The sequence below is a fragment of the Bifidobacterium sp. LH_558 genome (genome assembly GCF_056356295.1).
Genome location: NZ_JBKETZ010000003.1, coordinates 58,763 through 82,292, shown reverse-complemented (window position 1 = coordinate 82,292; position 23,530 = coordinate 58,763). Strand labels below are relative to the sequence as shown.

At 62.2% G+C, this 23,530-nt stretch carries 14 protein-coding genes; 12 read left to right on the top strand and 2 right to left on the bottom strand.

What is annotated here, in order from left to right; genetic code table 11:
- Nucleotides 1-71: 71 nt before the first annotated feature.
- Entirely contained in the window at nt 72-332 is a 261-nt protein-coding gene (gene rpsT, locus AC1AV0_RS05155) for a 30S ribosomal protein S20 (protein ID WP_072726661.1), read from the bottom strand.
- A gap of 222 nt (nt 333-554) precedes the next feature.
- Between rpsT and lepA the strand changes: the two genes are divergently transcribed.
- From lepA to AC1AV0_RS05125, 6 genes are all read left to right on the top strand, one after another.
- A complete protein-coding gene (gene lepA / locus AC1AV0_RS05150; RefSeq protein ID WP_476571774.1) occupies nt 555-2,435 on the top strand; it encodes a translation elongation factor 4 in 1,881 nt (626 codons plus the stop codon).
- 2 nt (nt 2,436-2,437) lie between these two features.
- Nucleotides 2,438-3,607, top strand: a complete 1,170-nt coding sequence (hemW, locus tag AC1AV0_RS05145; protein ID WP_476571772.1) for a radical SAM family heme chaperone HemW — start codon at nt 2,438-2,440, stop codon at nt 3,605-3,607.
- A gap of 208 nt (nt 3,608-3,815) precedes the next feature.
- Nucleotides 3,816-8,387 carry a glutamate synthase large subunit gene (gltB, locus tag AC1AV0_RS05140; RefSeq protein ID WP_476571770.1) on the top strand — a complete coding sequence of 1,524 codons (4,572 nt, stop codon included), beginning with the start codon at nt 3,816-3,818 and terminating at the stop codon, nt 8,385-8,387.
- Nucleotide 8,388: 1 nt separating this feature from the next.
- Nucleotides 8,389-9,921, top strand: coding sequence for a glutamate synthase subunit beta (locus AC1AV0_RS05135; protein ID WP_476571768.1), 1,533 nt, complete (start codon nt 8,389-8,391; stop codon nt 9,919-9,921).
- A 246-nt stretch (nt 9,922-10,167) separates the two neighbouring features.
- Nucleotides 10,168-10,632 carry a tripartite tricarboxylate transporter TctB family protein gene (locus tag AC1AV0_RS05130; RefSeq protein WP_476571766.1) on the top strand — a complete coding sequence of 155 codons (465 nt, stop codon included), beginning with the start codon at nt 10,168-10,170 and terminating at the stop codon, nt 10,630-10,632.
- Nucleotides 10,633-10,868: 236 nt separating this feature from the next.
- Nucleotides 10,869-14,507, top strand: coding sequence for a coiled-coil domain-containing protein (locus AC1AV0_RS05125; protein ID WP_476571764.1), 3,639 nt, complete (start codon nt 10,869-10,871; stop codon nt 14,505-14,507).
- Nucleotides 14,508-14,616: 109 nt separating this feature from the next.
- Here the strand turns inward: AC1AV0_RS05125 and AC1AV0_RS05120 are convergent, their stop codons facing one another.
- On the bottom strand, nt 14,617-15,648 hold the full coding sequence (locus AC1AV0_RS05120) for an alpha/beta hydrolase (protein WP_476571762.1): 1,032 nt from the start codon (nt 15,646-15,648) through the stop codon (nt 14,617-14,619).
- Between the two features lie 235 nt (nt 15,649-15,883).
- On the opposite strand from AC1AV0_RS05120, the gene glgA reads away from it, so the two are divergent.
- The 6 genes from glgA to metF all read left to right on the top strand — a co-directional run bounded on the left by glgA (nt 15,884) and on the right by metF (nt 23,506).
- Nucleotides 15,884-17,125 carry a glycogen synthase gene (gene glgA / locus AC1AV0_RS05115; RefSeq protein WP_476571760.1) on the top strand — a complete coding sequence of 414 codons (1,242 nt, stop codon included), beginning with the start codon at nt 15,884-15,886 and terminating at the stop codon, nt 17,123-17,125.
- Between the two features lie 286 nt (nt 17,126-17,411).
- Nucleotides 17,412-18,266 carry an ABC transporter ATP-binding protein gene (locus AC1AV0_RS05110; protein WP_476571758.1) on the top strand — a complete coding sequence of 285 codons (855 nt, stop codon included), beginning with the start codon at nt 17,412-17,414 and terminating at the stop codon, nt 18,264-18,266.
- Nucleotides 18,267-18,371: 105 nt separating this feature from the next.
- Nucleotides 18,372-19,451: a tRNA (adenine-N1)-methyltransferase gene (locus AC1AV0_RS05105; RefSeq protein WP_476571756.1), complete on the top strand. Its 1,080-nt coding sequence runs from the start codon at nt 18,372-18,374 to the stop codon at nt 19,449-19,451.
- 57 nt (nt 19,452-19,508) lie between these two features.
- Nucleotides 19,509-20,066 carry a SixA phosphatase family protein gene (locus tag AC1AV0_RS05100; RefSeq protein ID WP_476571754.1) on the top strand — a complete coding sequence of 186 codons (558 nt, stop codon included), beginning with the start codon at nt 19,509-19,511 and terminating at the stop codon, nt 20,064-20,066.
- A 292-nt stretch (nt 20,067-20,358) separates the two neighbouring features.
- Complete coding sequence (gene metE / locus AC1AV0_RS05095) at nt 20,359-22,662, top strand: 5-methyltetrahydropteroyltriglutamate--homocysteine S-methyltransferase (protein WP_476571752.1); 2,304 nt, start codon at nt 20,359-20,361, stop codon at nt 22,660-22,662.
- Nucleotide 22,663: 1 nt separating this feature from the next.
- The gene (gene metF, locus AC1AV0_RS05090) at nt 22,664-23,506 is read left to right on the top strand and encodes a methylenetetrahydrofolate reductase [NAD(P)H] (RefSeq protein WP_476571750.1); all 843 of its coding nucleotides are present in this window, start codon (nt 22,664-22,666) and stop codon (nt 23,504-23,506) included.
- The last annotated feature ends 24 nt before the right edge of the window (nt 23,507-23,530 follow it).

Genomic DNA, 23,530 nt, shown 5'->3' with positions numbered 1-23,530 from the left:
GACGACAAGAAAACGCTCTGAATACGAAGAGGGCCGCACCCCAACGGGATGCGGCCCTCTTGTCAGTCAGCTCACAGCGCGTTGATCGCGACGGCGAGACCGGACTTGCGGTTGGCGGCCTGGTTCTTGTGAATCACGCCAGCGCCGGCGGCCTTGTCGAGCTTCTGAGCGGCGACCTTGTAAGCGGCCTCAGCGGCGGCCTTATCGCCGGCGGCGATGGCCTCGCGGGTGGCGCGGATGGCGGTCTTGAGGCCGGACTTCACGGCCACATTGCGCTTGTGCGCCTTCTCGTTGGTCAGGACGCGCTTCTTCTGCGACTTGATGTTTGCCAATGTAACTCCAAACGACGTTTGCTATAAGGACATACAAAACTGAGATGATAGCACGCGAGCCGGATAATCTCACACATTCGGCCGCGACACGCACATGAACTGATCCATCGTACCTCGCGAAGACGTCGCACACACGCGCGGAAGGCGACGAAGCGACGGCTGGCGAGGGAATTCGCTACTATAGGTTGAGTTTGTCTTGCGTCAGGAATGAAGGAGTGTTCGGTGGCCGATCAGCATAACCAGCCGGGGTTCACGGATCAATCGGTGATTCGCAACTTCTGCATCATCGCGCATATCGACCATGGCAAGTCCACTGTGGCGGATCGTATTCTGCAGCTGAGCGGCATCGTGCCCGAACGCGAGATGCGCGACCGCTTCCTCGACCGTATGGATATCGAGCAGGAGCGCGGCATCACCATCAAATCGCAGGCCGTGCGTGTGCCGTGGACCTTCGACGGCGTCGAATACACGCTGGGCATGATCGACACCCCCGGCCATGTGGATTTCACCTATGAGGTGTCGCGCGCATTGGCCGCATGCGAGGGCGCGGTGCTGCTCGTCGACGCCACGCAGGGCATCGAAGCGCAGACCCTGAGCAACCTGTATATGGCCATCGACCATGATCTGGCCATTATTCCGGTGCTCAACAAAATCGATCTGCCGAGCGCCGAACCCGACAAACACGCCGAGGAGATCGCCGGACTGATCGGATGCGAGCCGAGCGACGTGCTGCGCGTCTCCGGCAAAACCGGCGAAGGCGTCTCCGATCTGCTCGATCAGATCGTCATGGACGTGCCCGCTCCGAACGGCGATCCGGACGCGCCGGCCCGTGCGCTGATCTTCGATTCGGTCTACGACTCCTACCGCGGCATCGTCACCTACCTGCGTATGGTCGACGGCGAGCTGCGTAGTCGCGAGAAGCTGCACATGATGGGCATCGGCATGACGCACGACCCCATCGAAATCGGCGTGATCAGCCCCGACATGACCCCCACCAAGGCGTTGGGCGCGGGCGAGGTCGGCTATGTGATCACCGGCGCGAAGGACGTGAGCCAATCGAAGGTGGGCGACACGATCACCTCCGCGATCAAGCCCGCCACCGAGCCGCTGGACGGCTATCGCGATCCCAAGCCGATGGTGTACTCCGGTCTGTTCCCGATCGACAACGCGCAGTTCCCCGAACTGCGTGACGCGCTTGACAAGCTCAAGCTCAACGATGCGGCGCTCGTCTACACGCCGGAGACCTCCGTGGCGTTGGGATTCGGATTCCGCTGCGGCTTCCTGGGACTGCTGCATATGGAGATCGTCTCCGAACGGTTAAGCCGCGAATTCGGCCTCGATCTGATCCAGACCGCGCCGAACGTGACCTACGAGGTGACCGCGGAGGATGGCACCGAATTCCACGTGACCAATCCGAGCGAGTTCCCCGACGGCAAGATCAAGCGCATCGTCGAGCCGATGGTGGCGGCCGACATCATCACGCCCAAGGAATTCATCGGCGCGGTGATGGACCTGTGCCAGGAGAACCGCGGCATCATGGGCACGATGGAATACATCTCCACCGATCGTGTGGAGATGCACTACCGCATGCCGCTGGCCGAAATCGTGTTCGACTTCTTCGACCAGCTGAAAAGCCGTACCAAGGGCTACGCCTCGCTCGACTACCATGAGGACGGCGAGCAGAGCGCCGACCTCGTCAAGGTGGACATTCTCATCCAGGGAGAGAAGGTGGACGCGTTCAGCGCCATCGTGCATCGCGACAAGGCGTACAGCTACGGCGTGATGATGACGAAGAAGCTGCGCGAGCTCATTCCCCGCCAGCAGTTCGAGATTCCGATTCAGGCCGCGATCGGCTCGCGCATCATCGCGCGCGAGAACATCCGCGCCCTGCGCAAGGACGTGCTCGCCAAGTGCTACGGCGGCGACATCACCCGTAAGCGCAAGCTGCTTGAGAAGCAGAAGGCCGGCAAGAAGCGCATGAAGATGCTCGGACATGTGGAAGTGCCGCAGGAGGCGTTCATCGCCGCCCTGTCCACCGGCGATTCCGGCAACGACCGCGACACCAAAGACAAGATCCGCGCCGCCCAAAAAACCGAAGGCTGAGTTTGACCTACGGAGTGTATGTGCATGTGCCGTTTTGCCTAAGGCGCTGCGGCTACTGCGATTTCAACACGTATACGGCGGTTGATCTGGGCGCGGGTGCTTCGCGCGGCAATTACGCGGCCATGGTGGAGCGCGAGATGCGTCTGGTGCGCGACTGGCAGCTCGAGCACGGCATCGACAAGCCTGCGGCAAGCACCGTGTTCTTCGGCGGAGGCACACCCACCATTCTGCCCGCGGCCGATCTGATTACCTTGCTGGACGCGATTCGCGAGATCTGGGGCGTGGAATCCGGCGCGGAAATCACCACGGAAGCCAATCCCGACACCGTGGACGCCGACTATATCAAGGCGTTGGCTGACGGCGGATTCACCCGCATCTCCTTCGGCATGCAGTCGGCGGTGCCGCATGTGCTGGCCACTTTGGACCGCACGCATACGCCCGCCAACGTCGAAGCCGGAGTACGCGCGGCCGAGCGTGCCGGACTGCGCGCCAGCGTCGACCTGATCTACGGCGCGCCGGGGGAGAGCCTCGACGATTGGCGGGAATCCGTGCGCACGGCCATCGATTTGGGTGTGGACCATATCTCCGCCTACGCGCTCACCGTGGAGCCGACCACCAAGATGGGTCGTCAGATCGCCGCGGGGCTTCTGCCCAAACCCGATGACGATGACGAGGCTGCGAAATACGAAATCGCCGACGAACTGCTCTCCGCAGCCGGACTGCAATGGTATGAGGTGTCGAACTGGGCTCGTCAGGGTTTCGAAAGCCGCCACAACCTCGGCTATTGGCGCAATGTCGATTGGGCCGGGCTTGGGCCGGGCGCGCACAGCCACTATGCGGGCGGCGACGGCGACATGCGCGCGTGGGACATCGCGCATCCGAAACTGTGGGGGCAATCCATCAATGACGGCAAGGTGCCGTGGGCCGGCCACGAAGCCATATCAGCCCGTGAGCATCTCGAAGAGGTGATTATGCTGGGCGTGCGTCTGCGCGAAGGATTGGCCATCGCCGATGTCGAACGTGCGGCTGGACATGCGATCGCACCAGTCCGGTTCGACGCACTGCGCCAAGCCGGACTGGTCAGCGTGGCGGACGGCCGCATCATCCCCACGCTTCGGGGCCGACTGCTCAACGACACCATCATCGAACAGCTTTTCGACCTGCTCGACTAAACCACGCCACCGCTCCGCTCAGAATGACGGAAAAGAGGGTGTTGCTTGGTCTTTCGTGAATCCCCAAAATGGGTATTGACTTTTTCCGATATTCGGTATATGGACACGTAACATAAATGACTCAAGCCGGCGCTACCCTATAAAAGCTTTACCCAAAGAACCGCAGAACCCTAGGGCTCTGCCCAAAACAACAATGAAGGTGGTTTCGGTGACTTTCCACGCCCCGCTTGATCTCACGGTCCATAAATCCCAAGGCATGTATGACCCCGGGGCCGAGCACGACGCATGCGGCGTCGGTATGGTCACCACCCTGAACAAGCGGGCCGAGCACAAGATCGTCAAGGACGCCATCGAAGTGCTCGTCAACCTCAACCACCGCGGCGCGGTCGGCTCCGAGGAGAACACCGGCGACGGCGCGGGCATCCTGATGAGCATGCCCGACGGGTTCATGCGCGCCACCGTCGGCGTGGAGCTGCCCGAACCCGGCCGTTACGCCGCCGGCATCGCCTTCCTCGACCGCGACATCGCCACCTGCGGCCAGCAGGAGCAGGCCATCGCCCGCATCGCCCGCGAGGAGGGCCTCGAAGTGCTCGCCTGGCGCGTGGTGCCCACCAATCCGGACGGACTGGGCCTGCAGGCCCTCGCCTCCATGCCGAGCTTCAAAACGCTGGTGCTCGCCGATCCGGAAGGCAAGCTCGAAGGCGTGGGCATCGACCGCAAAACCTTCCGCATCCGCAAGCGCGTCGAACATGAGGTGGGCATCTACTTCGCCTCCCTCTCCGCGCGCACCATCACCTATAAGGGCATGCTCACCACCATGCAGCTCACGCCCTTCTTCCCGGACCTGACCGACGAGCGCATGAAGGCCAAGGTCGCCATCGTGCATTCGCGCTTCTCCACGAACACGTTCCCCAGCTGGCCGCTCGCCCAGCCCTTCCGCATGCTCGCGCACAACGGCGAGATCAACACGATTCAGGGCAACCGCAATTGGCTGTCCGCCCGTGAGGGCCGGCTTAGCTCCGAACTGCTCGGCGAGCTTGAGCCGCTGCTGCCGATCGACACGCCCGGCTATTCCGATTCCGGCACCTTCGACGAATGCCTCGAACTGCTGCATCTGGCCGGACGATCCCTGCCGCACGCCATCTCCATGATGCTGCCGCCCGCTTGGGAGAAGAACGCCGAACTCGATCCGGACGTGCGCGCCTTCTACGAGTACAACAACACGCTGATCGAGCCGTGGGATGGCCCGGCGCACATCATCTTCACCGACGGCACCCAGGTGGGCGCGCTGCTCGACCGCAACGGCTTCCGCCCCGGTCGCTGGCGTCTTACCGACGACGGCTATCTGGTGCTCGCCTCCGAGGCCGGCGTGCTGCCTGAGGTGGCCCCCGAGCATGTCAAGGCCAACGGCCGACTGGAGCCGGGCAAGATGTTCCTCGTGGACACCGCCGAAGGCCGTATGATCTCGGATGACGAGATCAAGAAGTCGCTCGCCTCCCAGCATCCCTACCGCCAGTGGGTGGAGGGCAATTCTGTGGAGCTGAGCGATCTGCCCACCCGCGCGCATGTGAACCATTCCGGCCAGTCCGTGGTGCGCCGCCAGCGCGCCTTCGGCTACACGGAAGAGGATCTGAAGCTTCTGCTCGCCCCCATGGCCAACACCGGCAAGGAGCCGCTCGGCTCGATGGGCAATGACGCGCCCATGGCCGCGCTTTCCAGCCGTTCGCGCATGCTGTTCGACTACTTCACGCAGAAGTTCGCGCAGGTCACCAACCCGCCGCTGGACTGGGAGCGCGAGGAGATCGTCACTTGTCTGGAATCCGCGATCGGCCCCGAGCCGAATCTGCTGAGCGATTCCGCGCTGCACGCCAAGAAGATCCTCATCCCGCTGCCCGTCATCAACTCCGACGAGATGGCGCAGCTCAAGCGACTCGACCGCGCCAAGATCCTCGGCGGATACTACAAGCCGTATGTGGTCAAGGGTCTGTATCAGGTCGCCGGCGGCGGCAAGGCCTTGCAGGAGCGTCTCGACGAGATCTTCGCCGAAATCGATCTGGCGATCGAGGAAGGCAAGAACTTCATCGTGCTGTCCGACCGTGATTCCAACCACACGTGGGGTCCGATCCCGTCGCTGCTGCTCACCTCCGCCGTGCAGCACCATCTGCTGCGCCGCCATACGCGCACGCAGATCTCCATGGCGGTGGAGGCCGGCGACGTGCGCGAAGTGCACCATGTGGCCCTGCTCATCGCCTACGGCGCGGCCTGCGTGAACCCATACCTCGCGTTCGAATCCGTCGAAGACCTCTCGCGCACCGGATACCTCACCGTGGACGCCGAAACCGCCGTGAAGAACCTCACCAAGGCGCTCTCCACCGGCGTGCTCAAGATCATGTCGAAGATGGGCGTGAGCACCATCATGAGCTACCGCGGCGCGCAACTGTTCGAAGCGGTGGGCCTGAACAAGGAGATCATCGACGAGTACTTCACCGGCACCACCTCGCGCGTGGGCGGCGTCGGCCTCGATGAGATCGCCGAAGAGGTGGCCATCCGCCACCGCGTGGCCTATCCGAACCAGTGGACCGCCACTCCGCATCGCAACCTGCGCACGGGCGGCGACTACAAGTGGCGTCGCACCGGCGAGGAGCATCTCAACGACCCCGAGGCGATCTTCCTGCTGCAGCAGTCGACCCAGCGCGGCGACTACCAGATGTTCAAGAAGTATTCGCACCACATCGACGACACCTCCAACCGTCTGATGACGCTGCGCGGTCTGATGAAGTTCACCAACGCGCGCAAGCCGATCGACATTTCCGAGGTGGAACCTGCCAGCGAGATCGTCAAGCGTTTCTCCACGGGTGCCATGAGCTACGGCTCCATCTCGCAGGAGGCGCACGAGACGCTCGCCATCGCCATGAACCGCATCGGCGCGCGCTCCAACTCCGGCGAGGGCGGCGAGTCCCCGGAACGTCTGCGCGACGACGAGCGCGTGAGCAAGATCAAGCAGATCGCCTCCGCGCGATTCGGCGTGACCAGCGATTACCTCGTGCATGCCACTGACCTGCAGATCAAGCTCGCCCAAGGTGCCAAGCCCGGCGAGGGTGGCCATCTGCCCGGCGCGAAGGTGCCGCCGTGGATCGCCAAGGTGCGCCATGCGACGCCCGGCGTGGAACTGATCTCCCCGCCGCCGCACCACGACATCTACTCCATCGAGGATCTGAAGCAGCTGATCAACGATGCGAAGATGGCCAATCCCAAGGCCCGCATCCACGTCAAGCTCGTCTCCGAGTTCGGCGTGGGCACCATCGCCGCAGGCGTGGCCAAATGCCATGCCGACGTGGTGCTTATCTCCGGCTACGACGGCGGCACCGGCGCGGCTCCGCTCAACGCGATCAAGCATGCCGGCACCCCGTGGGAGATCGGCCTGAGCGAAACCCAGCAGACGCTGATTCTGAACGGTCTGCGTTCGCGCATCACCGTGCAGTGCGACGGCGAGCTGAAAACCGGCCGCGACGTGATGATCGCCGCGCTGCTGGGAGCGGAGGAATTCGGCTTCGCCACCGCCGCGCTGATCGTCGAAGGCTGCGTGATGATGCGCGCATGCCAGAAGAACACCTGCCCGCAGGGCATCGCCACCCAGGATCCGGAGCTGCGCGCCCGGTTCACCGGCAAGCCCGAGCATGTGGTGAACTTCTTCATGTTCATCGCCGAGGAAGTGCGCGAACTGCTCGCCCAGCTGGGCTTCCGCACGCTGGAGGAGGCAGTCGGCCACGTCGAATGCCTCGACCAGAACGAGGCGATCAAGCGCTGGAAGTCCGACGGCATCGATTTAAGCCACGTGCTCATGCAGCCCGGCCCGGTGCCCGGCACGATCCTGCACAACACCGAATCGCAGAACCACGAGCTGGAGAAGGCTCTCGACAACGAGCTCATCGCCCTGGCCCAGCCGGCGCTGGAGAACAGGGAGCCCGTGCGCATCGACATGCAGATCCGCAACGTGAACCGTACGCTCGGCACTATGGTCGGCTATGAGATCACCAAGCGTTACGGTGCCGAAGGTCTGCCCGACGACACCATCGACATGACCTTCCACGGCGCGGGCGGCCAGTCCATCGGCGCGTTCATCCCGCGCGGCGAAACCATGCGCGTCTACGGCGAGGTCAACGACTACGCAGGCAAGGGCATCTCCGGCGGCCGCATGATCGTGCGCCCCGAAGAGGGCGTCACCTTCGACACGCATAAGAACGTGATCGCGGGCAACGTGACCGGTTTCGGCGCGACCTCCGGCCAGATCTTCGTGGCCGGACGCGCGGGCGAACGTTTCGGCGTGCGCAACGGCGGCGCGACCTTCGTGGTGGAGGGCGTGGGCGACCACGGCTGCGAGTACATGACCGGCGGCACCGTCGTCATCCTCGGCCCCACAGGCCGCAACTTCGGTGCAGGCTTCTCCGGAGGCCACGTGTACATGCTCGACCTCGACATGGCCAAGGTGAATCCGAGCGCGGTGAAGAGCGGCGCGCTGCTGTTCCAGCCGTTGGACGCGGAACACGAGCAGACCGTGCGCGCGCTGGTCAAAACGCATGCCGAGGAGACCGGCTCCCCGTTCGCGGCCGAGCTGCTCGCCGATTGGGAGCATGCCAAGACCCGCTTCACGCATGTGGTGCCCAAGCAGTTCGTCGCGATGACGAACGCGATGGCCGAGGCTGAGGCCAACGATATCGATTTCAATTCGCCCGGCGTCTGGGAACAGGTGTACGAGCAGGTTATGGAAGGAGCGCGCTGACATGAGCGACCCGAGAGGATTTCTGAAAGTCCGCACCCGCCGCGAGTTGGCCGAGCGCCCCGTCGCGGAACGTATCAAGGACTGGTGCGATGTGCACGCCGAATCCGGCCTGCAGCCGTGGACCCGCGAGCAGGCGGCCCGCTGCATGGACTGCGGCACCCCGTTCTGCATGACCGGATGCCCGCTGGGCAATCTCATCCCCGAATGGAACGATCTGGTGCGTCAGGGCAAGTGGGAGGACGCCTACAACCGTCTGTCCATGACTAGCAACTTCCCGGAGTTCACCAGCCGCATCTGCCCGGCCCTGTGTGAGTCGGCCTGCGTGCTCGGCATTTTCCAGCCGCCGACGATGATCAAGAACGACGAGCTCGCCATCATCGATCAGGCGTGGCAGCTCGGCTATGTCAAGTCGCTGCCGCCGCAGCGACTCACCGACCAGACCGTCGCGGTCGTCGGCTCCGGCCCCGCGGGTCTGGCCTGCGCCCAGCAGCTCACGCGCGCCGGCCACACGGTGGTCGTCTACGAGCGTGACGAGCGGGTCGGCGGCCTGCTGCGCTTCGGCATCCCGAACTTCAAGCTCGACAAGGGTCTGATCGACCGTCGTGTGGAGCAGATGGAGGCCGAGGGCACCGTGTTCAAGACGGGTGTGGAGATCGGCAAGGACATCTCCTGGGATGATCTGCGCGACCGGTACGACGCGGTGGTCGTGGCCATCGGCTCCACCGTGCCGCGCGATATGAACCTGCCCGGCCGCGAGCTCAAGGGCATCCACTTCGCCATGGACTTCCTGCCCGACGCGACCCGTCGCGTGTACGGTTTGGAAACCAAGAACGACATCACCGCCAAAGACAAGCATGTGGTGGTGATCGGCGGCGGCGACACCGGCTCCGACTGCCTCGGTACCTCGATCCGCCAAGGCGCGAAGGACGTGACCGTGCTGCAGATCATGCCGAAGGAGCCCACCGAACGTCCCGAGGGCCAGCCGTGGCCGACCTACGCCCGCCTGTATCAGAAGACCTCCTCGATGGAGGAGGGCGGCACCTACATGTACAGCACCGATTCGGTGAACTTCGTGGGTTCCGACGAGGAGCAGACCCGCGTGCACGTCGAGAACTCGACCGCCACCGAAGGCTTCGTCGCCGACGAGAACGGCCATGTGACCGGTTTGCGGGTTGTGGACGTGGCGCCGGGGGAGAACGGTCCGTTCACCCGCCAGCCCGGCACCGAGCGTGTGATTCCCGCCGATCTGGTGCTGATCTCCGTGGGCTTCCTGCATCCGGACACCACCACGCTGGTCGACCAGCTGCCGGTGGAGTTGGACGGCCGCGGCAACGTGGCCCGCAACGACGGATTCGCCACCTCGCAGGACGGCGTGTTTGCCTGCGGTGACGCCGGCCGTGGTCAGAGCCTGGTCGTGTGGGCCATCTCCGAAGGCCGCTCCTGCGCGGCCGCCGTCGATGAATACCTGACCGGCGCGACCGAACTGCCCAAGCCGATCGTCGCCTCCCAGCGCCCGATGGCTCTACCGCGCTGATACGCTTCCAGAAGATTCGGCGCATCGCCTCCGTGGCCCCTCACCCGAGGGGCCACTTGCGTTTCATCCCACCTGTCTTTCTTGTCAAGAAGCTTTGGTCAAGCTTCGGTCTGCGATTGGACGGGTCCTCCATGCAGACCGCAGCTGGATAATCTTTCGAAGCGGCGGTCCACTTATGACGGGAGGGACTGGGGTACACTGTTTTCCAGCGTTATCCGCCAATCTCGTGAATAAGGAGTTGACTCAATGCCGAACCGTGCAGAACGCCGCAAGGATGCGAAGAACGCGCGCCGCGGAATCCCGTCCCAATATGACCAGACCCGTGGGCGTGGGCGCTCGGGAATGATTGACGAATACGCGCTGCAGCAGAAGTCGGTGCGTCTGCAGGAGGGATTGGACGGCGGCGAATGGAAGCCGACCGGCGGTTCGGTCACAACCACCGACACCACGCTGACCACCAATCCGAACTACACGAATCCGAAGATGTTCAAGGCCCCGCATTCGCTGCGCCAGTGGTTCCGCGTGGGCAGCTGGACGCTGATTGCCCTGTCCATCATCGCGTTCTTCGTGGTGATGTGGCTGCCGAGCCACCCGATCTGGCTGGTCGCCACCGTCTCCGGCGTCTTCATCGTCGGCGTGCTCAGCCTGTTCTTCACCGCCGGCAACCCCAAGCACAATCCCAACCTCGATGCCCACGGCACTGCGGTATAACGATGATTTAGGCGATTGATACAGGAGGCCTCCGCATGATTTGTGCGGAGGCCTCCTGCTTATGGTTTCACAATATGGTCATACAGCCCCCCCCCCAAAAAAATTACAATGCGAAGCTGAGTAAAAGCAAACCGCGCTGAAACCCATTCGACTTGGCCGTGCTGTTTTTTAAGTCAATGTTGACAGGGGACTTCCCTGTCCGTGGCGATCAGCGCATCGAAGGGGAGGGAATCAACATGGTTCAAGGCAAACATATCTCATCACATCCGGAATCAGCCAGTACGCGAATTAACGCACCTCGAGTCGCAAAAATCACTGTCGCCACAACCATCACCGCCGCCACGCTGCTCGGAGGAACAGTGCCAGCCTATGCGGATGAAACCGTGGCAATGAATGATGCGCAGAACGCTGTGGATACGGCCGCGAAAGCCGTGCAGGGAGCCCAGTCATCCACACCAGCCGACCAAGAGGCTGCCCAAGAAGCCATTGAAGAAGCAAAGCAGCATGTCGATGCCGCTCAAGAATCCCTTGACACGGCGAAACAAGCCCAGCAGAACGCCAATGACGCGCAACAGCAAGCTCAGCAGACCTATGATGCCGCTGCGAAGAGTCAACAGCAGACCCAACAAAGCGTGAACGACGCACAGAACAGCACCATCGTGACCGATGCGCAGCAGGCCATCGAGAACGCGAATCAGCAACTCGACAAAGCCCAGCAGAGTCTTCAGGACGCGAGCCAGGCAGTCGAACAATCCAAAACCGATGTAGCGAATGCTCAGGCCAAAGCCAGTGCCGCGGCGCAAACGGAAACGGAAAAGAAGAGCGACGCCGACGAAGCCTCCGTCAAGCAGCAGGACGCTCAATCCGCCGTCGATAAGGCTCAGAGCGCGCTTGACGCCGCAAAGAAGAGCCAAAACGATGTGGAGAACAGCAGCGGCGTTACGGAAGCTCGGAAGAACGTCGAAGACAAACAGGCCGCCGCAGACCAAGCCGCGGAAACTCAGTCGAAGGCGCAATCGGATAAGGATTCCGCTGACACGGCGGAGGAATCAGCCAGAAAAGCTGTCGACGAGGCGGATCGTGACGTCGCCGACAAGCAGGATGCGGTCAACAAAGCCCAGCAGGCCATGGATGATGCCCAGACCGATGCGGACGGGTACGATACCGAAACCATTGCCAAACAGGTTGAAGAAGCGAAGAACGCGCTGGACTCCGCCAAGGAGGAAGTCCAGACCAAGGAGGAGGTCCAGTCTCAGGCGCAAACCGTCGTAGATTCCGCGAAGAAGAATCTTGATGAGAAAGCCGCCGACGCGGTGGAAGCGCTTGATCCCGATAAGTATGAGGCGGCGTTGGACGCTCAGGCCAAAGCCGATCAGGCATTGGAGAACGCAAAGAAAAGCGCCGCAGACAAGCAGACTGCCTATGAGCAGGCTCAGGCTAATGTCGAGGCCGCCAAGATAGCGTTGGATACGGCCATGAGCGACACGAACGTTGCACAGTCGGAGAAGCTCGTGGCACAGAATGCCTATGCGGAAGCATCTGAGGCGCTTCAGACCGCCACCGATAAATTGAACGAAGCCAATCAGGATCTTTCCTCCAAACAGGCCGCCAAGGCCGATGCCGACAAGGCCGTGTCAGATGCGGAAACCGAACAAGCCGAAGCCACTCAGGCGTTGATTGATGCGAAGAATGCCGCCGAGGAAGCCAACCAGCTTCTCGCTGATGCGCAGTCTGACGCAGACTCGAAGAAAGAAACCGCAGACAATGCCGACATTCAACTCGCCAAAGGTTCTCTCGGCTTCTTCGTAAGCAAAGGCGCGACCGACGCGGCAGAAGCACTCACCAACACTCGGGAAAAGACGTGGCTCAAGCTTGGTGAGGCGGGTTCCGCAACCAGCATTGACAATATGCTCAAGGCACTCGACCTGATTGACCGTGGCAACGAGATTCGCCGCTCCCTCGGATTGGAGGAGTGGAAGGTCAGCGATTATCAGACCGCGTTGGCCCAGCTCGCCGCCGACTACAACACATATTCCGGCAAAAAGGGGCACTGCTACTTCTCATACGCGCAGAACCTCGCATGGGGTTACGCAGATCCGTTCGTAGGATGGTATACGCAGGAAAAGGCGCTGTTCGACATGTATGCCGAACAGTATCCGGAACTGCGTGACATGAGTGCCAATGAGATTAACGTAAAGTATCCGGACATCTTCCTCCAGACGGGACACTATCTGAACATCATCGATCCGGAAGGAACCGTCACCGGTTTCGCGCACACGAGTTCGATGACCGACGCCCAGAACTTCACTTATCCTGAAGCCGGTGCCGTTTCGGTTGCGGAGTACCGCCAGCAGCTCACCGCCTACAAGACTGGGTTGGAGAACGCCGCTTCTGTCTATCAGTCAGCGTTGGAGGCAGTCGAGCAAGCCAAGGTCAAAGCCCAAGCAGCCCAAAATGCATTGAGTCAGGCTCAGGAACGTGTGGATGCGGCAAACAGGACGCTTTCTAATGCACGTAACAGCCAGTCGAACGCTATTACTGCTCTGACTGAAGCACAGAACGCTATCACGCCGCTTACGCAGGCACAACAGGACGCTCTAGCTGATGCAAAGAACGCCCAAGCTCTGCTGAACGAAGCCAGCAACAGACTGTCCGTCGCGGAATCTGCACAGGCGGAAAAGCAGTCAGCATACGATACTGCACAAAGCGAATTCGACGATGCTAAGAAAGCTTTGTCTGAAACCGCAATTCCCGATGCTGAAGCTGCGAAGTCCGCTGCCGATGCGGTGATTGCCGACTATGACGCGAAACGCTCCGCCTATGATACGGCCAAGCAGACGTATGAAGATGCCGTCGAGAAGTTCGAGCAGGCCAAGCAGGAAAAGTCCGATGCCGATAAGACAGCGGTCCAAGCCCAGGCTGATTACGATTCAGCTCTGAAGACCAAAGCTCAGGCTGAAGCCGCCGCACAGAAACTTATCGATGCGAAAGCCATTAAGGCTGTCGCCGACGAAGCCCTCGCCCAAGCGCAGGCTGAAGCCCAGTCAAAGCAGAATGCCTATACGGTGGCGCAGGAGAATTCCAGCAAGGCCCAGAACGCTCTCGACGCGGCGGACGCAGCAAAAACACAGGCGGATAGTGCGTTGGCCGAGGCACAAGCCAATTTGGCCAATGTTACCGCCGCTGCGCAAGGCACACTCGATGCCGCACAGGCAGCGGTGGACGCCGCCCAGCAAAATCTCGATGCCGCGAACGTTTCACTCGCCGCAGCGAGCGTCGCCAAGTCCCAGGCAGACACGGAATATGAACAGGCTAAGGCTGATTCCGCAACGAGCCTGCAGCAACTTGCTGCCGCCCAGCAGAAGCAGGCTCAGACGGAGTCCCAGCAGAAGAAGGCTGAAGCCGCCGTGCAGACAGCGACCGATGATCTCGCCGCAGCCCAGCAGAATCTCGCAGCCGCCCGACAGGCCTACGACGAGCAGCTTGTCTCGACCCAAGCAAAGTTGGATGAAGCCAACAAAGCCCTTGCTGAGGCGAAGGCGAAACTGGACGAAGCCAACGCCGACAAGTCCACCGCCGATGAGGCCCTTGCCCAAGCCCAGACTGACTACGACTCGGCTGTCAAAGCGCAACAGGAGGCCGAGCAAAAGCTCGCCGATCTGAAGAAGGCCGAGGCCGACAAGAAAGCCCAGCAGGAGGCCATCGAAAAGGCCGAGCGGGAACTGGCGGAAGCGCAGGAGTCCAAGAAGCAGCTGCTTTCCGAAGAGCTGTCTTCAACCGGTTCTGATGAGACTCTGCCGCTTTCGTTGATGGGCATTATGGCTGTTGCCGGAGCCGGATGTGTGCTTCTGAAAAGAAAAGCGGCAAATGACTAGCCACGGATGATGCGCTGAATCCATAAGGGCCGTTTGATAGCCCGCCATTCGGCGGAGCTTATCAAACGGCCCTTATGATTTTGAGTTCAGCTCAATTCGCTGCGAGACATTACAGGCGCGCGTAGGTGAAGTCACGGATCATGTCGAGCGTGATGCCGCTTTCCTCGAGCCAGGTCATGCATACGGGGAACACGTGGCCCAATGTCTCGCCCCTGGCGGTCTTCCAATCATGAAGTTCGAAATCGGCGTCCGCTTCGGCCAGATGCATGGCGAGACGCAGCGTCTCGTTCTGGATGAAGTCGTCGCTGCTGGTGTTCAGGAATATCGGCGGCAGTTCGACCGAACGCGTGATTGCGCCAAGCTCCAACACGTTCGGATCCAGATCCTTTACGCATCCGAGCATGCTGTCGGAGAATTTATGCAGAAGGGAGCTGTGATCGGGATCAACCTGGGACTCGCCATCCTCACGCGGCATATACGGCAGCATGTTGTATACGCCTGAGATCAGGGCCGCACCGAGAACATTGATACCACTGGGCGTCACGCCAAGCTGGCGGGCAAATTCCGGAGAATGCTCGATCACCGTGGCGTAGAACGCCAAGCATCCGCCGGCGGAATCGCCGGTCATCCACACGCCGTCCTGCGCAATGGGATACTCATGGCGATGCTCGCGGATCCATGTCAGCGCGGCGGCGATATCCTGCAGTTGCCCGACGAAATCAGTTTGCGGCAGCGGACGGTAGTTCAACGAGAACACGGCGAAGCCGCGTTCGGCCAGATGCGTGCAGAAATTGCGGTTGAGTTCCTTGTATCCGTAGACGAATCCGCCGCCGTGCACATCCACATACACGGGAAGCGTCCGCCCGCCGCGAACCACGGCATCGTGGGGCAGGTAGAGATCGAGCCTGTGACCGCGCACCTCATCGGCATCGTCGGCGTAGAAGAGGTCCTCGATGACGTCCACACCCTCGGGATCATGCCAGAACGGCACGCGGGCCTCATCGCACTGCACGAAACCCAGACGAGCCTGTCGAATCACCTCAGCCAGGGATTCGGGGCAGTCCTTCAAATCACCGTCCACCTCCGTCCAATACTCGTACGGCACTCCTTCGGGCGTGGCCATTGCGGTCGTGTTCGTCATACCGGCTCCTTTGTCTCGTACGTCGTTGTCTTGTCGCGGTGTCCGCGACTGTTGAGGGTGTTACGTTGGCATTCAAGAATCGTTCCTGAAACACCCTTTTTCAGTTTCCACCCGACAGGCGGCGAACGCAAGCAACGAAACGCGAATAAGACACGAACAGGCGGATTGTGCGTTTCGTGTTGGGTGATGTCCTAAAGTGGTCAGTGGAATCGAAAACCTATAGGAGAGGTGACCAATGAAGGTTGATATCCTTACCCGCGAATACCCGCCGAAAGTCTATGGCGGTGCCGGCGTGCACGCCGAGGAGCTGTCCAAGGTGCTGGCCGAGCGCGTCGATGTGACCGTGCGCGCCTTCGACGGACCGCGCACCGAAGCCGACATTCCCGAGATTCCCGGCAACAATCCGGCCGGCTCGCTCAAGCTCGTCGGCTACGACACCCCCGCCGAGCTGACGGGCGCCAATGGCGCTATCAAAACGCTTGGCGTGGATCTGCAGATCGCCAACGACGTGGACGCCGACATCAGCCATGCGCACACCTGGTACGCCTGCATGGCCGGCTACTTGGCGAAGATGCTGCACGGCACCCCGCTGGTCATCACCGCGCACAGCCTTGAGCCCTTCCGCCCGTGGAAGAAGGAGCAGCTTGGCGGCGGCTACAATCTGAGCTCCTGGGCCGAGAAGGAGGCCTATGAGAACGCCGACCGTGTGATCGCCGTCTCCGCCGGCATGCGCGAGGACATCCTCGCGGCCTATCCGAACGTCGATCCGGACAAGGTGGTGGTGGTGCACAACGGCATCACGATGAGCCAGTTCGAAACCCCGACCGACGACGATCCGGGCTGGAAGGTGTTCGAGCGCTACAACATCGACCGCAGTAAGCCGACCCTGCTGTTCGTCGGCCGCATCACCCGACAGAAGGGCCTGCCGTATCTGCTTAAGGCGCTGCATCTGGTCGATCCCGGCATCCAAGTGGTGCTGTGCGCCGGCGCTCCCGACACTCCGGAGATCATGGAGGAGGTCAAGACCGCCTTCGCCAAGCTCGACGAGGAGCGCGGCAACATCGTCTGGATCGAGGAGATGCTGCCCAAGCATGAGCTCAACGCGCTCGAGCATGGCTGCGACGCGTTCATCTGCCCGTCGATCTACGAGCCGCTCGGCATCGTGAACCTCGAGGCCATGGCCTGCGGTCTGCCGGTTGTCGCCTCCGCCACGGGCGGCATTCCCGAAGTCGTCGTGGACGGCGAGACCGGTTATCTTGTGCCGATCGACCAGCTGCACGACGGCACCGGCACGCCCACCGATCCCGACAAGTTCGTGCAGGATATGGCCGACGCGATCAACAAGATCATGGCCGACCCCGAGCTCGCCAAGAAGATGGGCCAGGCCGGTTATGAGCGCGCCCGCGACATGTTCAGCTGGGAGTCCATCGCCGATAAGACGGTCGCCGTCTACCAGTCGGTGCTCGACGAACAGTAAACGACGAAGGAACAGGCTGTCCTCCCTGTTATCCTGGCCCGGAGGCAACAGTCCGTTTCCGCCGTCATCCTGAGCGGAGCACGAAGTGCGGAGTCGAAGGATCTCAAGCCCGTTGGAGGCAATCGTTCAGAGATCCTTCGACTTCGCTGCGCTTCGCTCAGGATGACGGAGAGAACTTCGCTCGGAACGATAGGGCACATTCAGGATGACGGGCACGTTCGAGCAGTCGAGGGAAGAGACGACGCTTAGAACGATGACGGGAACGACAACCGGATAAGGGGAGACTATGAGCGAAACCACTTTGGCATTGCGTGATGTGGAATTCCGCCGTCGCAGGCGCGTGATTCTGACCGACGTGAACCTCACCATCAAGCGCGGCGAGAAGTGGGTGCTGTTCGGTCCCAACGGCATCGGCAAATCCTCGCTGGTGCAGATGATGAGCACGCGCGGATTCCCTTCCCAAGGCACGGTCGATATCCTCGGCAACCGTTTGGGCAAGGTCGACGTCTTCTCCTACCGCAACCGCATCGGTTTGAGCTCCGCGGAGCTTTCACGCTCATTCCCTCCCCAGGAGGATCCGCTCGACGCCGTGGTGACCGCGCTCACCGCCACCACCGGTCGTTGGCGTGAGGATTTCACCGACGAGGACTATGCCAAGGCGCGCGGTCTCATGACCCAGTTCGGCATCGATTATCTCGAGGGCAAGATGATGTTCAAACTCTCCGAGGGCGAACGCACGCGCGTGCTGATCTGCCGCGCCCTCATGGCCGATCCGGATCTGCTCATCCTCGACGAGCCGACCACGGGCCTCGACCTCGGCGGCCGCGAGCTCGCCTTGCGGGCGCTCAGCCGCATCGGCGAGGAGGACTCCGACCGCACGGTCGTCCTCGTCACGCACCGTCTTGAGGAGATTCCCGTCGGATTCGACCATGTGGCCATTATGGGCCGCATCACCGGCAGCGAGGCCGACGCCTACGCCGACAATGTGGCGGGCAACGACCCCGCGCCTGGCACGATCATCTACACCGGCGACCTCGAGCACGGTTTCACCGCCGAGCGGCTCAGCGCCATCTTCGGCCTCGACCTCACCGTGACCCACGACAACGGCCGTTGGGGCGCCTTCGCCACAGCCTCGAATTAGACGATACGCTCGCAGTCCGTCCGCGGTGATGTCGCGCGACGCGCACGGCATGTGCGAGAATGGCACCCGGAAGAATCGTGAGCCCATCGCACGGAAAGAGGATGAATGAGACGCGGAGCGTTCGAGGCGGGGGAGAAGGTGCAGTTCACCGACCGCAAGGCCAAGAAGATCACCGACCAGCTGGTGCCGGGCGGCAGCACGCAGACCGAGCATGGTCTGATTCTGCATGACGATGTGATCGGCCGAACCGAAGGCGTGGTCGTCACCACGGTGACCGCCAAACGCGAGACGCAACTCAACCAGGCGCACCCCGAACGCGACGCCGCCAAGCCGTGGAAGGCGACACGCGCGATCGGCGGCTGGCAGTATGCGGTGATGCGCCCGCGGTTGGCCGACTACGTACTTTCCATGCCGCGCGGCGCGCAGATCATGTACCCCAAAGACATCGCCCAGGTCATTCAGCTCGGCGACATCCGCGGCGGCGCGCGGGTACTCGAATCCGGCGCCGGGTCGGGCGCGATGAGCCTGAATCTGCTCGACGCCGTGGGGGAGTCGGGACATCTGACCACCATCGAGTTGCGTCCGGACTTCGCCCGCGTGGCTGAGGCGAACGCCACGCTGTATTACGGGGAGCGCCCCGCATGGTGGGATTTGAAAACCGGTGATTTCGATTCCGTCGCCGCAACCCTCGAGGAACATTCCTTCGACCGCATCGTGCTCGACATGCTTGACCCGTGGAACCGTTTGGAGCAGGCGTACCGTGTGATCGCGCCCGGCGGCGTGCTCATCGCCTACATCACCACCACCACGCAGATGAGCCGTCTGGCGGAGGCCTTGCGCGAGGCCGGCACGTGGACGGAGCCGATGATCCAGGAGACGCTGGAACGCAGCTGGAAGGCGCAGGGGCTCGCCGTGCGCCCCGACCATCAGATGATCGGCCACACCGGATTCCTCGTTGTCTCGCGCGCGATGGCGGAAGGCTTCCAAGCGTTGAAGAAACGCGACCGCGCCACCAAAGACACGGTCACCGATATCGACGAGCTGACCCCGGAGGAGCGCGAGGCTCAGTTGGAGGATCTCGAATTGCGAGACATCTCCGACCGCAAACTACGTAAGGTGCTGCGCGATCTCGACAGGCAGGTCGCCGCGCTTGGCGGCGATTCGTCCGATTATCTGCAAGAATAGAGCAGAAGTGACGTGGGCCGGCGACGGCACCACGGTTGTGGAAGAAGCAGAGGCATTATGGGCGTCAACGTGAGCAAGGTGGCCAAGAAGGCCAAGAATTACAAGCATGTTCTGATACTGATGCGGCATGCCAAGGCCGAGCCGTTCAATGCGGACGGTGACCGCAGCCGTGAGATTACCGACAAGGGACTTAAGCAGGCGAAGAAAGTGGCCAAGGGTTTGGTCGGTATGAAGCTCAAGCCTGGACGCATCGCCTGTTCGGCGGCGACGCGAGGCACGCAGACGTTGGAGCGCATGCTCAAAACCTTTGGCGACGAGCCGACCGTAGACTACCGCCAAAGCCTGTACGACGGCGGCATGCAGAGCATTTTCGACGAGCTGACGCACACCAAGCCGAAAACCCGCGTGCTGATGGTGCTCGGCCATGAGCCTACCGTGTCGATCTGCGGCCAGTGGCTCGCCTCGTCCGATTCCGACCCCGCCATGCTCGATCTGCTGAATCTGGGCGTCTCGCCCGCCTCCGTGGTGGTGTTCGGCTCGAACAAGCCCTTCGACCAGTGGCAGACCCACAGCGGCGACCTGCTCGCCGTGATCACCGCCAAAGATTTCGACTAACGATAGGCTCCATCCCAAGGCAATTTTTCTCGTCATCCCGAGCGAAGCGTAGCGGAGTCGAGGGATCTTAGACCTTATGAGATCCCTCGACTCCGCTCGGGATGACAGAAAACGCTTCCGTTCAGAATGACGGAGAGGGGCCTCCGCTCAGAATGACGATAGGAGCTGAGGAGCTTATAGATTTCGGTTATAGCGACACCTTAACTGGCTTGATGACTGCAATCGCGCGGTTTCTTGATACTCTTGTCGGGTTCAAGACGTTTCACCTACGAAACAAGCCCATGGAGGTTTCATGTCCGCTTTGACGTCCGTCTCAGGTTTCCCGCGCGTCGGCCAGAACCGAGAGCTCAAGAAGATCATCGAAGGCTACTGGAAGGGTGCCAGCACGCTCGACGAGGTGCGTGCCACCGCCAAGGAGCTGCGCGCCAAGCATTGGAAGCTGCAGCAGGCCGCCGGCATCGATCTGATCCCCAGCAATGATTTCAGCTTCTACGATCAGGTGCTCGACACCGCCATCCTGCTCAACGCCATCCCGCAGCGCTACCAGCGTCTCGCCTTCGAGAATCCCGAGGAGACGCTCTTCGCCATGGGCCGCGGCTATCAGGGCGAGAAGGGCGATGTGACCGCTCTGCCGATGAAGAAGTGGTTCACTACCAACTACCACTATCTTGTGCCCGAGATCGACGCCGCCACCAACATCACGCTTAACGGCACCAAGCCCTTCGACGAGTATCTCGAGGCCAAGGAGCTCGGCATCGACACCAAGCCGGTGCTCATCGGCCCCTACACCTTCCTGAAGCTCGCCCGCGACCCGCAGGCCCAGGAGCTTGAGTTCGACAAGGGTCTGGTGAACGCCGTGGCCGCCGTCTACGCCGAAGTGCTCACCAAATTCGCCGAGCTCGGCGCCGCCTGGGTGCAGATCGACGAGCCGTATCTCGTGCTCGACAAGGAACCGGGCGATGTGGAGCTGTTCAAGGCGCTGTACGCCAAGATCCTGCCCGCCCGCGACGGCAAGGTCAAGGTGCTGCTCAACACCTACTTCGGCCATATCGCCGACGTGTACGAGACCGTGAACCTGCTCGGCTTCGACGGCATCGGTCTGGATCTGAACGAAGGCAAGGACGAGAACCTCGCCGCCCTCGCGCAGTACGGCGTGGCCGAAGGCACCGTGGTCTTCGCCGGCGTGATCAACGGCCGCAACATCTGGCGCAACAACTACGCCGTGAGCCTCGGACTGGTGGACGCCATCAAGCAGGTCACGCCGAACGTGGCCGTCTCCACCGCCAGCTCCCTGCTGCATGTGCCGTTCAGCACCGAAGGCGAGAACGGTCTCGACGAGGGCGTGCTCAAGCATTTCGCGTTCGCCGTGGAGAAGCTCGGCGAACTTCGCGACGTGGCCGAACTGGCCGACGCCGACGAGGACGCCAAGAAGGCCTCCGCCGCGCTCACCGCCAACCAGGCGCTGTTCGACGGCACCCGTGTGGCCGCCGACCCGGCCGTGGAGGCGCGTCTGGACCAGCTGACGGACACCGACTTCACCCGCCAGCCCGCGCGCGCCGAACGTCAGCAGCTGCAGCGCGAGGCGCTGAACCTGCCCCTGCTGCCCACCACCACCATCGGCTCCTTCCCGCAGACCCGCGAGGTGCGTGCCGAGCGCGCCAAGCTGCGCAAGGGCGAGATCGACCAGGCCGCCTACGACACGTTCATCAAGCAGCAGATCGACGACTGCATCAAGAGCCAGGAGGAGATCGGCCTCGATGTGCTGGTGCACGGCGAGTTCGAGCGCAACGATATGGTCGAATACTTCGGCCAGAACCTCAACGGCTTCCTGTTCACCAAGAACGCATGGGTGCAGTCCTACGGCACCCGCTGCGTCAAGCCTCCGATCGTGTGGGGCGACGTTTCGCGCGCCAACCCGATCACCGTGGAATGGTCGGCCTACGCGCAGTCGCGCACGGATCGCGTGATGAAGGGCATGCTCACCGGCCCGGTGACGATTCTCAACTGGTCCTGGCCTCGCGAGGACATCACCCACGAGCAGCAGACCCAGCAGCTCGCCCTCGCCATCCGCGACGAAGTGCTCGATCTGGAGGCCGCCGGCATCAAGGTGATCCAGATCGACGAGGCCGCGCTGCGCGAGAAGCTGCCGCTGCGCAAGACCGACTGGCATGCGAAGTATCTCGATTGGGCGATCCCCGCGTTCCGTCTGGTCCACTCAGCGGTCAAGCCCGCCACGCAGATCCACACGCATATGTGCTATTCGGAGTTCAACGACATCATCCGCGACATCGACGCGATGGACGCCGACGTGATCTCCTTCGAAGCCTCCCGCGGCGATCTGGTGGTGCTCGACGCGATCCACGAGGCCGAGTTCGAAACCGAGGCCGGACCGGGCGTGTACGACATCCACTCGCCGCGCATCCCCTCCGAAGCCGAGATCGAGGAGCGCATCGGCGAGATTCTGAAGAAGATGGACGTCTCCAAGGTCTGGATCAACCCCGACTGCGGCCTGAAAACCCGTGGCGTGGCCGAAACCTGGCCGAGCCTGGAGCATCTGGTCGCCGCAACCAAGGCCGTGCGCGCCTCGCTGAGCTGACATGGCCGCATCGCTGTTCTCCATTGAGGTGTTCCCACCGAAGCGCAACGCTCCGGTGGGAACCATCTACGACACGCTCGACGGACTGCAGGGCCTCGACCCGGCGTTCATTTCGGTGACCTACGGCACTGGCAAGTCGGCGGACCGCACCGCCACCGCCCGCATCGCGCACACCATCCGCAGCGAGTACCACATCCCCGCGGTGGCCCACCTCACCGCGCAGTATCTGGACGAGGCTGCGGTCGACGAGGCTCTGGACATGTTCGACCAGGCCAAGGTCTCCGGCGTGCTCGCCCTGCGCGGCGACCGCGTGGAAGGCCGCGAGCCCGCCGGTGTGTTCGAGCACGCCAGCGATCTGGCCGCGTATGTGCGCGCGCAACGCCCCGATCTGAAGCTGTACGGCGCCTGCTATCCCGAGAAGCATCCGCAGTCGCCCACGCTGGATGAGGACGTCGACAACCTCAAAACCAAGGTCGACGCGGGCGTGACGCATCTCATCTCGCAGCTGTTCTACAGCAACGACGACTTCTACCGCTTCCTCGACAAGGCGCGCGCGGCCGGCATCGACGTGCCGATCGAGGCGGGCATCATGCCGGTGGCCAACGCGAAATCCGTGCTCCGCATGGCCTCCATGTGCGCCTCGCGCATCCCCGAACCGGTGGAACGCATGATCGAACGCTGGGGCGACGACCCGCAGGCCCTGCGTGAGGCGGGCATCATCTACGCCTCGCAGCAGATCGCCGATCTGGTGTCGCACGGTGTGGACGGCGTGCATCTGTATTCGATGAACCGCCCGGCCGTGACCCGCCGCATCTGGAACAACGTGCGGCCGCTGTTCGGCTGACGCGCATTCACACGCGCACTTATG